Source organism: Anaerotalea alkaliphila (assembly GCF_010179735.1).
Taxonomy (GTDB): domain Bacteria; phylum Bacillota; class Clostridia; order Lachnospirales; family Vallitaleaceae; genus Anaerotalea; species Anaerotalea alkaliphila.
On record NZ_JAAEEH010000031.1, the window covers coordinates 1 to 14,850 of the forward strand.

Genomic DNA, 14,850 nt, shown 5'->3' on the forward strand with positions numbered 1-14,850 from the left:
CTACCTTTCTGATAGCGGCCACCTCGATGTATTGTATTTTGTCGCATGAGGTTCATTGTACACCATGACCGGAAGTGGGACATAATCATTTGCGTTACAATAGGACATTATCATATGTGAATCAGAGCTGTCCCGATTTTTGCTCTAAACCCCTTGACAAAGGGCGGTGGAGGTGCTATTTTATTGGTAGAAGTTAGCACTCGACGCGAGCGAGTGCTAACAAGCAAGGAAGAAGCGAGACAGAAGCGCAAAAGCCCAAGGCGATTGCGCCCTTGCCTCCCCCGGGGAGGGGGAGGCCCAAAGGTGGTGTTGTTATGGAATTGAACGAAAGAAAACTGAAGATCCTGCAGGCCATCATCAAGGACTACCTGACCACGGCCGAACCCGTGGGCTCCAGAACCATCTCCAAGAACTACAACCTGGGGATCAGCCCGGCCACCATCCGGAACGAGATGTCGGACCTGGAGGAGCTGGGATTCATCGTCCAGCCCCACACCTCCGCGGGCCGGATCCCTTCGGACAAGGCCTACCGGCTCTACGTGGACACCATGCTGGAGCTCCAGAAGGCGGAGTTCGGCAAGCTGGTCTACCTGGACCAGCTGCTCAAGAGCACCGGTCGGATCGAGAACCTCCTCAAGGAAATCGCCCGGCTGCTGGCCCAGGAGACCCACTACACCACCTTCGTCACCACCCCCCAGTACCGGCGGGCCAAGGTGAAGAACCTCCAGCTCATCGACCTGGAGGAGGGCAAGCTCCTGGTGGTGGTGGTCACGGACACCAACCACATCAAGAACCGGACCATCCGGGTGGACAGCCGTTATGACCAGACGGTCCTGAACAGGCTCTCCTTCCAGCTGAACGAACAGCTCTACAACCTCTCCCTGGAGGAGATCGGCAAGGAGCGGATCGAGTCCGTGAAGCAGGCCACCGGAGAGGACCAGATCGTGGGCAAGATCCTGGACGCCCTCTTCGAGATCATCCACGAAGTGGACGACATGGACATCTACACCTCCGGAACCACCAACATCCTCCATTATCCGGAATTCGCCGACCTGGACAAGGCATCGGCCCTCATGCGCAGCATCGAGGAAAGGGACGTGTTCAAGGACATCCTGAACACCACCTTCGACCTGGAGGACGGCAAGGTGAAGATCAGCATCGGGGACGAGAACGAGCTGCCGGACTTGAAGGCCTGCAGCCTGATCACCACCTCCTACCATATCCACGGGGAGCGGGTGGGGGCCATCGGCATCATCGGCCCCAAACGCATGGACTACTACAACACCGTATACTCCCTACGGTGCCTGATCAAAAACATGGACGAGCTGCTGAACAGGCTCTAAACTTAGGAAAGGCTGGTGCAAGCGCGTGGAGAAGCAAACCGAAGAGATCCTGGAGCAGGTGGCCGCCGAAGAGGCGGCCGAAGCCCAGGCGGAACAGATGGACGAAGTGGAAATCGTCAACGAGCATGACCCGACGGACAGGGAACTGGAACTGATGCGGAAGAACAAGGAACAGGAAGAGGCGATCCGGGAACTGACCGACCGGGTCCAGCGGACCATGGCGGAATTCGACAACTTCAGGAAAAGGACAGCCAAGGAGAAGGCGGCCATGGTGGACCTGGGAGCCAGGGACGTCCTGGAGAAGCTGCTGCCGGTGGTGGACAACTTCGAACGGGCCCTGGACGCCATCCCGGAAGAGGAACGGGGCGGCGCCCTGGCCCAGGGGGTGGACATGATCTACAAGCAGATGGTCTGCGTCCTGGAGGATGTGGGGGTGGCGGAGATCGACGCCATGCACCAGGAATTCGACCCCAACCTGCACAACGCCGTGCAGCATGAACACAACGAGGAATACGACGAAAACACCGTAGCCGCGGTTTACCTGAAGGGATACACCTACAAGGACACGGTCATCCGCCACAGCATGGTGAAAGTGGTCAACTAAACAATACGGGAACGGACATAGGAGGAAACAATCATGGGAAAAATCATTGGAATCGACTTGGGAACAACCAACTCCTGCGTGGCGGTGATGGAAGGCGGCAAGCCTGTGGTCATCGCCAACACGGAAGGGACCAGGACAACCCCTTCGGTGGTGGCCTTCACCAAAACGGGGGACAGGCTGGTGGGTGAGACCGCCAAGCGCCAGGCCGTCACCAACCACGACAAGACCATCGTCTCCATCAAGAGGGAAATGGGAACGGACCACAAGGTCCACATCGACGACAAGGCCTACTCCCCCCAGGAGATCAGCGCCATGATCCTGCAGAAGATGAAGGCGGACGCCGAAAGCTACCTGGGGGAGACCGTCACGGACGCGGTCATCACCGTGCCCGCCTACTTCAACGACAGCCAGCGCCAGGCCACCAAGGATGCCGGAAGGATCGCGGGACTCAACGTCCAGAGGATCATCAACGAGCCCACCTCCGCGGCCCTGGCCTACGGACTGGACAACGAGCATGAGCAGACCATCATGGTCTACGACCTGGGCGGCGGAACATTCGACGTGTCCATCATCGAGATCGGCGACGGGGTCCTGGAGGTGCTGGCCACCAGCGGGAACAACCGCCTGGGCGGGGACGACTTCGACGAGCGGGTCATCGAATATCTGACCAAGGAATTCAAGAACACCGAAGGCGTGGACCTTTCCCACGACAAGATGGCCATGCAGCGGCTGAAGGAGGCGGCGGAGAAGGCCAAGAAGGAACTCTCCACCGTCACCAGCACCAACATCAACCTGCCCTTCATCACCGCCACCACGGAAGGCCCCAAGCATCTGGACATCAACCTGACCAGGGCCAAGTTCGACGAACTGACCCATGACCTGGTGGAAGCCACCATCGGACCGGTGAACCAGGCGCTGAAGGACGCGGGCATCACCCCCGCCGACCTGGGCAAGGTGCTCCTGGTGGGCGGATCCACTAGGATCCCCGCCGTGCAGGCCACCGTCAACAAGCTCACCGGCAAGGAGCCCTTCAAGGGCATCAACCCCGACGAGTGCGTGGCCATCGGCGCCGCCATCCAGGGCGGCAAGCTGGCCGGGGACGCCGGCGCCGGCGACATCCTGCTGCTGGACGTGACCCCTCTCTCCCTGGGCATCGAGACCCTGGGCGGCGTGGCCACCAAGCTCATCGAGCGGAACACCACCATCCCCACCAAGAAGAGCCAGATCTTCTCCACGGCGGAAGACAGCCAGAACGCGGTGGACATCCACGTGGTCCAGGGGGAACGGGAATTCGCCCGTGACAACAAGACCCTGGGACGCTTCCGTCTGGACGGCATCGCGCCGGCCCCCAGGGGAATCCCCCAGATCGAGGTGACCTTCGACATCGACGCCAACGGCATCGTGAAGGTCAACGCCAAGGACATGGGCACAGGCAAGGAGCAGCACATCACCATCACCGCCAGCACCAACCTCTCCGATGCGGACATCGAGAAGGCGGTGGAAGAGGCCAAGCGGTTCGAGGCGGAAGACAAGAAGCGCAAGGCGGTTGTGGACGCAAGGAACGATGCGGACGCCGCGGTGTTCCAGACCGAGAAGACCCTCAAGGAACTGGAAGGCAAGGTGGATGCGGCGGACAAGAGCAACCTGGAGTCCCTCGTCAAGGAAGTCAAGGACATCCTGGAGAAGACCACGGCGGAATCCATGTCCGAAACGGACGTGGAGGCCCTGGACAAGGCCAAGGAGCGCCTGGTGAACGCCCTCCAGGAAGTGGGCTCCAAGGCCTACCAGCAGACCCAGGGAGCGCCGGAGCAGGGCCCCGAAGGACAGGCAGGAGGCCAGGAAAGCGGCTCCGCGGACGACGACGTGGTGGACGTGGACTACAAGGAAGAATAGGATGGAAGTACAGGGGACAGGTTTGGCGCCTTGCGGGCGTCAAGCCTGTCCCGCATGTCACCCGTGGAGCCCGCGGGGTGCATGCGGACAAGCTGCGGACATACAAGCGGCGGCCGGAGCGGCCCGCGGGCGATCGGGACATGCAAACAAAGAATACGATAGGTGGTGACTGCCATGGCAGAGAAGAAAGATTACTATGAGATCCTCGGGGTGTCCAAGAGCGCCACGGAGGCGGAAATAAAGAAGGCCTACCGGACCCTTGCGAAGAAGTACCATCCGGACAGCAACCAGGGGGACACGGAGGCGGAACACAAGTTCAAGGAGGCCAGCGAGGCCTACGAGGTCCTGAGCGACAAGGAAAAACGGGCCAAGTACGACCAGTTCGGCCACGCGGCCTTCAGCCAGGGAGGCGGACCGGGAGGATTCTCCGGCGGCTTCGACTTCGGCGACATGGGGGACATCTTCGGCGACATGTTCGGGGACTTCTTCGGCGGGGGAGGACGCAGGGGACAGGCCGGCAACATGCCCCAGAAGGGGGAGAACCTTAGGGCCAGCCTGGAGCTGGAGTTCGAGGAGGCGGTCTTCGGTGTGGAGAAGGACATCATGATGACCGTCTCAGACCCCTGCGACCATTGCCACGGAACCGGGGCCAAGGAAGGCACCCATCCGGAGACCTGCACCCAGTGCGGCGGCAGCGGCCAGGTCCGCTACAACCAGCAGACCATCCTGGGCACCGTCCAGAGCATCCGGACCTGCCCCACCTGCCAAGGCACGGGGAAGGTCATCCGGGACAAGTGCACCTACTGCGGCGGCACCGGATTCACCCGGCAGAAGAAGAAGATCAACGTCTCCATCCCCGCGGGCATCGACCATGGCCAGACCATCCGCCTGAAGGGCAAGGGGGAGCCGGGACGCAACGGCGGCCCCAGGGGCGACGTGCTGCTCACCATCTACGTGAAGGAGCATGCGCTTTTTGACAGGAACGGCTACGACATCTACTACACCATGCCCATCTCCATCGTCCAGGCGGCCCTGGGAGCGGAGCTGGAGGTCCCCACCCTGGACGGTCCCGTGAAGTACGACATCCAGGCAGGAACCCAGACCCACACCAAGTTCCGGCTCCGGGGCAAGGGCGTGCCCAACCTGAGCCACAACAAGGTCCGGGGGGACCAGTACGTGACCGTGGTGGTCCAGACCCCCAAGAACATGACCGAACAGCAGAAGGACCTGCTCCGCCAGTTCGAGGAAGCCTCCAAGGGCAATGCGGAAGAGACCGCCGGCACAGGCAACGGAAAGAAGAAAAAAGGATTCTTCCGCTAGAAAGGAGCAACCTATGGAATGGAACACCATCACCCTGTCCGTGGACGACGAGGCCGTGGACCAGGTCAGCCAATACCTGGTGGAACTGGGGGTCCTGGGCGTGGAGATCCTGGACTACGTGATCACCGACGAGGAACGGACCCAGCTCTTCGTGGACTACATGGATGAGCAGCCCCCCCTGGGCAAGGAGACCCGGCTGCGCTTCTACATCTCCAAGGAGGACGACCTGGAAGGGAAGCTGCAGCTGCTGCAGCTGGAGCTTTTGCGCCTCTCGGAGTTCATGGACGTGGGCAGCTGCGCCCTGGACTTCGGCACCACCCAGGAAGAGGACTGGGCCAACAACTGGAAGCAGCATTACAAGCCTTTCAAGGTGGGGGAGCGGATCTGGGTGAAGCCCCTCTGGGAGACCCTCCCCGAGGAGGGGAAGGGCCAGATGGTCCTGGACATCGACCCGGGGATGGCCTTCGGCTCCGGCACCCATGAGACCACCGCCATGTGCATCGCCCTCCTGGAGAAATACCTGGAACCCGGCCAGTCCGTGGTGGACGTGGGCTGCGGCAGCGGCATCCTGGGCCTGGCGGCGGCCAAGCTGGGTGCCGCGGAAACCCTCTGCATCGACCTGGACCCCAACGCGGTGATCGTGGCCAAGGAGAACGTGGCCCACAACGGCCTCTCGGACAAGGTCCGGGTGGTCCAGGGGAACCTGATCGACCAGGTGGAGGCCCCCGCGGACCTGCTGGTGGCCAACATCATGGCGGAAGTGGTGGCGTTCCTCACCGGGGACGTGGCCAAGGTCATCAAGGACGGCGGCCTCTACATCACCTCCGGGATCATCCTGAAGAAGGTGGACCTGGTCAAGGAAGCCCTGCGGATCAACGGCTTCACCCTGGTGGAGGTCAGGACCCAGGGGGACTGGGCGGCCCTGGTGGCCAAAAAAGACCCCAGATGAAGACCCCAGACTAAGGGAGGTGCCCTTTTGCACAAGTTTTTTGCGGACAGCGGCAGGATCTCGGAGGACCGGATCCTCCTGGAGGGGCCGGACGTGAACCACATCCGCCAGGTCCTGCGGCTGGGACCCGGAGAAGAGGTCCTAATTAACGATGGACAAAACGCACGGTTTCGTTGTATAATTGAAGCCATTGAAAAGGACCGGGTGTCCTGCAGGATCCTGGAGCGCCTGGAGGCGGACACGGAGCTGCCCCTTCAGGTGACCCTCTTCCAGGGCCTGCCCAAGCAGGAGAAGATGGAGCTGGTGATCCAGAAGGCGGTGGAGCTGGGTGCCCACACCATCGTGCCCGTCCGGATGCGGCGGTCGGTGGTGAAGCTGGACGAGAAGTCCGGGGCCAAGAAGCGGGAGCGCTGGCAGAAGATCGCCGAGGCCGCTGCCAAGCAGTCCGGCCGGAGCGTGGTCCCAGTGGTGGAGGAGCCCATGGACTTCTCCCGGGCCCTGGAACTGGCCGGCCGGCTGGACCTGCTGCTGGTGCCCTACGAGAACGCCGAAGGCATGGAGCACACCCGGAAGGTGCTGGAAGGCAGCCGGGAGGCCAAGAGCCTGGGGATCTTCATCGGCCCCGAAGGGGGCTACGACGACCGGGAAGTGGAAGCCCTGGGGGCCCTGGAGCACGCCGAGACCATCACCCTGGGCCGCAGGATCCTGCGGACGGAGACGGCGGGGATGGCCCTCTTGGCCATGCTGCTCTACATACACGAACAAGACGATGGATAAAAGACCTATAGACAAGCGCAGAAGAGCAGAAGAGTGTAGGTGGGGACCCCCGCCTGCATTTTTTTCGCGGATGGAAAAAGGAAGTGCGAAGAGATGGAATGTTATTTGGACCATGCGGCAACCACCTGGGTGGACCCGGAAGTGCTGGAGGCCATGGGGCCCCTGCTGGCTGAAGTGTACGGCAACCCCTCCTCCCTCCACAGGAAAGGCCATGAGGCCGAGCGGATCGTGGAGACCGCCCGGGAAGGCATCGCCCAGGCCCTGAAGGCCAGCGCCAGGGAGATCTACTTCACCTCCGGCGGAACGGAATCCAACAACCTGGCCATCCTGGGGATCGCCCGGGCCTACCGGCGCCAGGGGAACCACATCATCACCACGGCGGTGGAGCACCCTTCCGTCCTGGGACCCGCCCAGGCCCTGGAGGAGGAAGGCTTCACCGTCACGAAGGTTCCCGTGGACAGGGACGGGCGGCTGGACCTGGAAGCCTTCGAGGCGGCCATCACCCCCCAGACCGTCCTGGCAAGCGCCATGCACGTGAACAACGAGACGGGGGTCATCCACCCGGTGGCCCAGATGGGCAAGATCCTAAAGGGCATGAACCCCAAGGCCTTCTTCCATGTGGACGGCGTCCAGTCCCTGGGCAAGATCCCCCTCTCCCTGAAGCAGGCCGGGGTGGACGCCCTCAGCGGCAGCGGCCACAAGGTGGGGGCCCCCAAAGGGGTGGGCTTCCTGTACCTCCGCCAAGGGGTCCGGGTGAAGCCCCTGGCCTACGGCGGCAGCCAGCAGCGCAGCGTCCGTCCCGGTACGGAACCCGTACCCGGGATCTGGGCCCTCCACATGGCCCTGGGAAAAAGGCTGGACCCGAAGAACATGAAGCGGTCGGAGGCCCATGCGGCGGCCCTGAAGAAGCTGGTCTGGGAAGGGCTGAACGCCCGGCTTGGGGGGCTCTCCCTGAACGGCCTGCCCCTGGAGCACCCCCTGTCCTGCCCCTACATCCTGAACTTCGCAAGCCCGGACGTGAAGAGCGAGGTGGTCCTCCACGCCCTGGAGGCCCGGGGCATCTACGTCTCCACCGGAGCCGCCTGCGCCTCCAACAAGGCGAACAAGAGCGGCACCCTGGAAGCCATGGGCCGGACGGCCATGGAAGCCGACCGGGCGCTGCGGATCTCCTTTTCCCCAGCCAGCACTGTGGAGGAAGCGGAGCATTTTGTGGATATCCTGTCGGAAATCCTCCCGGAACTTGGAAAATTCGTGAAAAAGTGAAAGGCATGGGGACATTCTCTTGAAGAAAGCATTCATTCTGAAATACGGCGAAGTGGCCATCAAAGGCAAGAACAGGTACCTTTTCGAGGGGGCCCTGGTGAAGCACATCCGGATCCGCCTGAACAAGATCGGGCAGTTCAGGGTGGTGAAGGAGCAGGGCAGGATCTACGTGGAGCCCCTGGAGCCCGAATACGACTACGACCAGGTGGTGGAGGTGCTGGGGAAGGTCTTCGGCATCGTGGGCATCTGCCCCGTGTCCGTCCTGGAGACCTTCGACTTCGAGGAGATCAAGGCCGGAGTGGAGGCCTTCCTGGCCGAGCAGTACCAGGACTTCCACTTCACCTTCAAGGTGGAGTCCAGAAGGACCAACAAGAAGTACCCCCTAAACACCATGGAGATCTCCTCCAAGGTGGGGGGGCACCTGCTGCGGGCCTTTCCGGACCTTACGGTGGACGTGCACCATCCCCAGGTGAAGGTCATGGTGGAGCTTAGGAACAACACCTACATCTACTCCAAGGTCATCCCGGCCCTGGGGGGGATGCCCGTGGGAACCAACGGCAAGGCCATGCTCCTGCTCTCGGGAGGGATCGACAGCCCGGTGGCCGGCTTCATGGTGGCCAAGCGGGGGGTGCTCCTGGACGCCGTGTACTTCCATTCCCACCCCTACACCAGCGACCGGGCCAAGGAGAAGGTGGTCAAGCTTGCCACCCTCCTTGCGGCCTACACCGGCCCCATCAACCTGCACGTGGTCCCCTTCACCGAAATCCAGATGCACATCTACGAGAAGACCCCCCACGAGCAGCTCACCATCCTCATGCGCCGGGCCATGATGCGCCTGGCCGAGTCGGTGGCGGTGGAAGCCGAGGCCCAGGCCCTGGTCACCGGGGAGAGCATCGGCCAGGTGGCCAGCCAGACCCTCCAGAGCCTGGCCGCCACGGACGCCGCCACCAGCATGCCCGTGTTCCGGCCCCTGATCGGCTTCGACAAGCAGGAGATCATGGACCTGAGCGAAAAGATCGGCACCTACGAGACCTCCATCCTGCCCTACGAGGACTGCTGCACCGTCTTCGTGGCCAAGCATCCCGTCACCAAGCCCAGCCTCCTGGCCCTTGGGAAGTACGAGGCCATGCTGGGGAACATGGAGGCCATGTACGCAAAAGCCCTGGAAGACAGGGAAATCCTGCACATCCAGGGCTAGGGTGGTAAGGGGGAAGGCAAAAGGACTTTCTGGTGTTCCCTTAGGAAACCAGAAAGTCCTTGAGTGCTTCGGTGATCTCTTCCACTACGGCGTCGTCGTGGATGTTCAGCTGGATGGGCTTGCTCAGGTCCAGGCTGAAGATCCCCATGATGGACTTGGCGTCGATCACATAACGTCCGGACACCAGGTCGAAGTCGGAATCGTACTTGCCCACCAGGTTGACGAAGGTCTTCACCTTGTCGATGGAGTTCAATGTCACGTTGATTGATTTCATTCTTTCGCACCTCCCTGCTTCATTTGATTTCATAATCAATCATAGCATCTTGGGGTCGAAAGTCAATGCGAATAATAGACAAAAAAGATTACAGGTTCATGACATCGCGGTCATGTTACAAGTGCCGGGATGGAGATGAGGGGTCCATACGGACAATATGCACAACTAATGGAAAGGAGCGCACCATGGAAGGACAGCGCAAAATCGACCTGGGGCTGGAGAAGGACGCCTTCTTCAAGGCCTACGGCAGGGACAGGATTGTGGCCACCCACACCCTGGGCTGCAAGGTGAACCAGTACGAGACGGACGCCATCCGGAGCCAGTTCGAGGAGAAGGGCTACACGGTGGGGGATTTCGACGGCTTCGCCGACGTCTACATCGTGAACACCTGCACCGTCACCAACATCGCCGACAAGAAGAGCCGGCAGATGCTGGCCAAGGCCAGGAAGCAGAACCCCCAGGGACTGGTGGTGGCGGTGGGCTGCTACGCCCAGACCGCCAAGGAGTCCCTGGAAGAAAACCATGGCATCGACCTGCTGGTGGGCAACACCAAGAAGAGCCAGGTGCTCTCCCTGGTGGAGCGGCATGTGAAGGCCCTGGGCGGCGGACAGGGGATCCAGGAGGAGACGGTGGAGGACATGACCCGCCAGACGGCCTACGAGGACCTTTGGACCACCCGCCAGGAGGACCGGAACAAGGCCCACGTGAAGGTGCAGGACGGTTGCGACCAGTTCTGCTCCTACTGCATCATCCCCTTCACCCGGGGGCGGGTCCGGAGCCGGAAACCGGAAAGCGTCCTTGCCGAGGTCGAAAGCCTGGCGGCGCAGGGCTTCAGGGAAGTGGTGCTGGCGGGCATCCACCTGGCCTCCTACGGGAAGGAATTCGACGGCTACGGCCTGATCGACCTGCTGGAGGAGCTGGACCGGGTGGAGGGCCTTTCGAAGGTCCATCTGGGGAGCCTGGAGCCCAACCTGGTCGGGGAGGCCTTCCTGGAGCGGCTGGCAAGGCTCTCCCGTTTCCACCCCCATTTCCACCTCTCCCTCCAGAGCGGCTCCGACGCCACCCTGGCACGGATGAACCGGAAGTACGACACCGCCTCCTACCGGGAGAAGGTGGCCCTGCTTCGCCGGGCCTTCCCGGAGGCCGTCCTGACCACGGACATCATCGTGGGATTCCCCGGGGAGACGGAAGGGGAATTCGCACAAACCCTGGCCTTCGCCAAGGAAATGGCCTTCGCCCACGTCCACGTGTTCAAGTATTCCCCCCGGGAAGGGACCGTTGCGGCTGCCCGGAAGGACCAGGTGGACGCGGGGGAGAAGAACCGCCGGTCGGAAATCCTGCGGCAGGCCTTTCCGGAGCTGTAACGGTTCTTGATAAATTTTGATTGTAATTTCCTCCCGCATAGGGTAAGATATAAATAATGAAAATTCCCACAAGCCGGCAAGGGCAAAGGATGTGAGCAGATTGGACCGGAAGAATCATACGCAATTTTTCAAGAAGTTGGACAAGGAACCTGAGAATGAAGTCCGCAAGGTCATCATGCAGGTCTATGAAGCTTTGGCGGAAAAGGGATACAACCCCATGTACCAGATCGTGGGCTACATCCTGTCGGGAGACCCGACCTACATCACAAGCCACAAGAATGCCCGGACCCTGATCGGAAAGATCGAACGGGACGAACTTCTTGAAGAAATGGTGCGCGACTATATCGACAGACATTGCCTGTAGTACGAAAAAAAGGAATTTTGACGAACTGTAGCGAACCTGACCTACAGTTTTTTTCTTAGTTGGAAGAAATGGAAGAGACGGAACAGACGGAGGAAACCATGCGCATCCTAGGGTTGGATTTCGGCAGCAAGACCGTAGGGGTCGCCGTCAGCGACCAGTTCGGATGGACCGCCCAAGGGCTGGAGACCATCCGCCGGAAGGACACCACCAACCTGGTGTCCACCTACGAGAGGATCGAGGAGTTGTGCGCCCAGTACCAGGTGGAGAAGATCGTCCTGGGGCTTCCCAAGCACATGAACAATACGGAAGGGGACCGGGTGGAGAAGACGAAGGTCTTCGCCAAGCACCTGGCCAAGCGGACGAAGCTGCCCATCGAATTCTGGGACGAGCGGTTGAGCACCTTGGGGGCCGGAAGGCAATTGCTGGAAGCGGACATGAGCCGCAAGAAAAGGGAACAGATCATTGACAAGATGGCGGCCCAGTACATCCTGCAGGGATATCTGGATGCGGCCGGACACTGAGGAGATACAATTATGGAAAGCATCCGATTCACATTCGAGGAAACCAAGGAAGAAGTGGAATTCGCCGTTTTGAGCCACATCCAGCACAAGGACACCATGTACCTGCTGGTGGTGGAGGAGGAAGAGCTCACCTATGACGACGACCTGACGGCCTATGTGCTGAAGGTGGTGCAGTCGGAAGGGGACGAAGTGGTCTACGAGCTGGTGGACGACGACAAGGAACTGGAAGAGGTCAGCGGTTTGCTGGAAGCTGAGATGGACGGGGAGTTCGAGCTGCAGTAGGACTGCGGGGGTCGACCGCATCCCGGGAGGGCAAATGGAGAACGACGTTTATCTGGCCTATGAGACGGCCATCAAGGAAAAGGACTACAAGCTGACGAAGCAGAGAAAGAGCGTATTATCGGTGCTTGTCCAATTGGAAGGACAGCATCTGACAATAGAAGAGCTATACAACATTGTCAAGGAGCGTTACCCGGAAATCGGTCTGGCGACCGTTTATCGTTGTGTCCAGATGTTCGAGGAACTGAACATCGTGGACAAGGTGACCCTCCAGGACGGACTCACGCGATACGAAATCGCAAAACCAAACACGAGGCACCACCACCACCACCTGATCTGCGAGGTCTGCGGAGGCGTACTGGAAGTCCAGGACGACCTGATGGGATCCATCGAGCAGAGCTTCCTTGCGGCGTACGGATTCGAGGTCCGGGACCACAAGGCGAAGTTCTTCGGGGTGTGCAGGGAGTGCCGGGAAACACAGAAGGAAGTAGAAAATGGAAAACACAGAGACGATTAAAGAAACGATCAAAGAGACGAACAAAGAGACGAACGGCGCAGCGACGGAAACCATGATGGTCAGGGAAGCGGTCCCGGGGACGGAAGGCCAGGAAACGGTGCCCGCAAGACCCAAAAGGAAGCGTAACCGGAAGCCCAGCCAGAAGCGTGCAGGCGGATCCGGGAAGAAGATCCGGGTGATCCCCCTGGGAGGCCTGGAGCAGATCGGCATGAACATCACCGTCTTCGAGTACGAGGAGGACATCATCCTGGTGGACTGCGGACTGGCGTTCCCGGGGGACGAGATGCTGGGCATCGACCTGGTCATCCCGGACATCACCTACCTGAAGAACAACAGGCACAAGGTACGGGGCATCGTCCTGACCCACGGCCATGAGGACCACATCGGCTCCCTGGCCTATGTCCTGCGGGACATCAACGTGCCGGTCTACGGCACCAGGCTCACCATCGGCCTGGTGGAGAACAAGCTGCGGGAGCACGGGCTCCTGAACGACACCATCCGCCACAACATGACCGCCGGAGACACGGTGAACCTGGGCAAGCACTTCAAGGTGGAGTACATCCGCTCCAACCACAGCATCGCCGACGCGGCGATCCTGGCCATCACCACCCCGGCCGGACTGATCGTCCATACGGGGGACTTCAAGGTGGACTACACCCCCATCTACGGACAACCCATCGACCTGGCAAGGCTGGGGGAGCTGGGCAGGCAAGGGGTGCTCCTGTTGCTGGCGGACAGCACCAACGCCGAGCGGAAGGGCTTCACCATGAGCGAGAAGATCGTGGGCAGGAAGTTCGACGACATCTTCGCGGATGCCCAGGGCCGGAGGCTCCTGGTGGCCACCTTCGCCTCCAATGTGGACCGGGTCCAGCAGATCGTCAACTCCGCCGCCAAGTTCAACCGGAAGGTGATCGTGGAAGGCCGGAGCATGGTGAACGTGGTGACCACGGCCATGGAGCTGGGCTACATCAAGATGCCGGAAGGCATGCTGATCCCCGTGGAAGAGATGAACCGCTACAAGGACGGGCAGATTGTGATCATCAGCACCGGCAGCCAGGGGGAACCCATGTCGGCCCTCTCCCGGATGGCCGCGGCCAGCCATAGGAAGATCGCCATCCAGAGCGGCGACCTGGTGATCCTGAGCTCCAAGCCCATCCCGGGGAACGAAAAGACCGTATCCAGGGTCATCAACGAGCTCTTCAAGAAGGGTGCGGACGTGATTTATGAGGACGCCCATGTGTCCGGCCACGCCCACCAGGAGGAGCTCAAGCTTGTCCACACGCTGGTCAAGCCCCAATACTTCATCCCCGTCCATGGGGAATACCGGATGATGAAGAAGCACCAGGAGCTGGCCATGGACCTGGGCCTGTCCCAGGACAACACCTTCATCCTGGCCCCAGGGGACGTCTTCGAACTCTCCGAAGCGGGCGGCGGCAAGATCGTGGACAAGCTGGAGCTGGAGCCTGTGCTGGTGGACGGCCTGGGTGTCGGTGATGTGGGCAACATCGTGCTCAGGGACCGGCAGAAGCTGTCCCAGGACGGCCTCCTGATGGTGGTGGTCTCCATGAACCGCTCCACCGGCAAGATCGTGGCCGGACCGGACATCGTGTCCAGGGGCTTCGTGTATGTGCGTGAATCCAACACCCTGATGGACGAGTCCAAAGCGGTGGTGCGCAAGGCGCTGGAGAAGAGCGCCAAGAAGAACGCCGACTGGTCCAAGATGAAGACCGCAGTGCGGGACGACCTGCGGGACTTCTACTGGGCCAAAACCAAAAGGAATCCCATGATTCTTCCTGTAATCATGGATGTCTAGGAGCGGTTGCCATGCATGACAAGATGATCAATGAGATTGTGGAGTTCGCGGACAAGATCAAGAAAAGTCCCACCTATATTGATTATCTGAACTACCGGAGCCTCCTGGAGGCCCATCCGGAGCTGCTGCGGGACGTGAACGAGTTCCGCAGGCGGAGCTTCGAGATCCAGATCAGCCACAACTACGGGGTCTACAACGCCTACGAGAACCTGGTGCATCTGAAGGACGAGTACGACACGCTGTTGGGGAATCCGGTGGTCAAGGAATTCCTGGCCGCCGAGCTGAAGCTCTCCAAGATGATCTCCCATGTGTTCGAGAGCATTGCGGACGAGCTCGACTTCGATGTGGACTTTTTGAACTGAGGGACTTGC

Annotated in this window: 16 protein-coding genes; 15 read left to right on the plus strand and 1 reads right to left on the minus strand. The window is 60.8% G+C overall.

From position 1 onward, the window contains the following. Nucleotides 1-314 precede the first annotated feature (314 nt). The 8 genes from hrcA (at nucleotide 315) to thiI (ending at nucleotide 9,347) form a co-directional block, all read left to right on the plus strand. The gene (hrcA, locus tag GXN74_RS10705) at nucleotides 315-1,343 is read left to right on the plus strand and encodes a heat-inducible transcriptional repressor HrcA (protein WP_162370936.1); all 1,029 of its coding nucleotides are present in this window, start codon (nucleotides 315-317) and stop codon (nucleotides 1,341-1,343) included. Nucleotides 1,344-1,368: 25 nt separating this feature from the next. Beyond that, nucleotides 1,369-1,947: a nucleotide exchange factor GrpE gene (gene grpE, locus GXN74_RS10710; RefSeq protein WP_162370937.1), complete on the plus strand. Its 579-nt coding sequence runs from the start codon at nucleotides 1,369-1,371 to the stop codon at nucleotides 1,945-1,947. Between the two features lie 33 nt (nucleotides 1,948-1,980). Continuing rightward, a complete protein-coding gene (gene dnaK, locus GXN74_RS10715; protein WP_162370938.1) occupies nucleotides 1,981-3,840 on the plus strand; it encodes a molecular chaperone DnaK in 1,860 nt (619 codons plus the stop codon). A 174-nt stretch (nucleotides 3,841-4,014) separates the two neighbouring features. After that, the gene (dnaJ, locus tag GXN74_RS10720; protein WP_162370939.1) at nucleotides 4,015-5,160 is read left to right on the plus strand and encodes a molecular chaperone DnaJ; all 1,146 of its coding nucleotides are present in this window, start codon (nucleotides 4,015-4,017) and stop codon (nucleotides 5,158-5,160) included. A gap of 13 nt (nucleotides 5,161-5,173) precedes the next feature. Next, nucleotides 5,174-6,109, plus strand: a complete 936-nt coding sequence (gene prmA, locus GXN74_RS10725) for a 50S ribosomal protein L11 methyltransferase (protein ID WP_162370940.1) — start codon at nucleotides 5,174-5,176, stop codon at nucleotides 6,107-6,109. Nucleotides 6,110-6,136: 27 nt separating this feature from the next. Further along, a complete protein-coding gene (locus tag GXN74_RS10730) occupies nucleotides 6,137-6,886 on the plus strand; it encodes a 16S rRNA (uracil(1498)-N(3))-methyltransferase (RefSeq protein ID WP_162370941.1) in 750 nt (249 codons plus the stop codon). A gap of 93 nt (nucleotides 6,887-6,979) precedes the next feature. After that, a complete protein-coding gene (locus tag GXN74_RS10735; RefSeq protein WP_162370942.1) occupies nucleotides 6,980-8,149 on the plus strand; it encodes a cysteine desulfurase family protein in 1,170 nt (389 codons plus the stop codon). A 19-nt stretch (nucleotides 8,150-8,168) separates the two neighbouring features. Beyond that, nucleotides 8,169-9,347, plus strand: coding sequence for a tRNA uracil 4-sulfurtransferase ThiI (thiI, locus tag GXN74_RS10740; protein WP_162370943.1), 1,179 nt, complete (start codon nucleotides 8,169-8,171; stop codon nucleotides 9,345-9,347). Between the two features lie 40 nt (nucleotides 9,348-9,387). Here the strand turns inward: thiI and GXN74_RS10745 are convergent, their stop codons facing one another. After that, nucleotides 9,388-9,621, minus strand: coding sequence for an HPr family phosphocarrier protein (locus GXN74_RS10745; RefSeq protein WP_162370944.1), 234 nt, complete (start codon nucleotides 9,619-9,621; stop codon nucleotides 9,388-9,390). Nucleotides 9,622-9,806: 185 nt separating this feature from the next. Between GXN74_RS10745 and mtaB the strand changes: the two genes are divergently transcribed. The 7 genes from mtaB to GXN74_RS10780 all read left to right on the plus strand — a co-directional run bounded on the left by mtaB (nucleotide 9,807) and on the right by GXN74_RS10780 (nucleotide 14,841). Next, nucleotides 9,807-10,985, plus strand: coding sequence for a tRNA (N(6)-L-threonylcarbamoyladenosine(37)-C(2))-methylthiotransferase MtaB (gene mtaB / locus GXN74_RS10750; protein WP_162370945.1), 1,179 nt, complete (start codon nucleotides 9,807-9,809; stop codon nucleotides 10,983-10,985). A gap of 100 nt (nucleotides 10,986-11,085) precedes the next feature. Continuing rightward, nucleotides 11,086-11,349: an IreB family regulatory phosphoprotein gene (locus tag GXN74_RS10755; protein ID WP_162370946.1), complete on the plus strand. Its 264-nt coding sequence runs from the start codon at nucleotides 11,086-11,088 to the stop codon at nucleotides 11,347-11,349. 98 nt (nucleotides 11,350-11,447) lie between these two features. Continuing rightward, entirely contained in the window at nucleotides 11,448-11,870 is a 423-nt protein-coding gene (gene ruvX / locus GXN74_RS10760; RefSeq protein ID WP_246208684.1) for a Holliday junction resolvase RuvX, read from the plus strand. Nucleotides 11,871-11,882: 12 nt separating this feature from the next. Beyond that, on the plus strand, nucleotides 11,883-12,152 hold the full coding sequence (locus GXN74_RS10765) for a DUF1292 domain-containing protein (RefSeq protein ID WP_162370948.1): 270 nt from the start codon (nucleotides 11,883-11,885) through the stop codon (nucleotides 12,150-12,152). 34 nt (nucleotides 12,153-12,186) lie between these two features. Beyond that, entirely contained in the window at nucleotides 12,187-12,666 is a 480-nt protein-coding gene (locus GXN74_RS10770; protein WP_162370949.1) for a Fur family transcriptional regulator, read from the plus strand. After that, nucleotides 12,644-14,479 carry a ribonuclease J gene (locus GXN74_RS10775; RefSeq protein ID WP_281355225.1) on the plus strand — a complete coding sequence of 612 codons (1,836 nt, stop codon included), beginning with the start codon at nucleotides 12,644-12,646 and terminating at the stop codon, nucleotides 14,477-14,479. The genes GXN74_RS10770 and GXN74_RS10775 overlap by 23 nt, the downstream gene beginning before the upstream one ends. An 11-nt stretch (nucleotides 14,480-14,490) precedes the next feature. Continuing rightward, entirely contained in the window at nucleotides 14,491-14,841 is a 351-nt protein-coding gene (locus GXN74_RS10780; RefSeq protein WP_162370950.1) for a YlbF/YmcA family competence regulator, read from the plus strand. Nucleotides 14,842-14,850 lie beyond the last annotated feature (9 nt).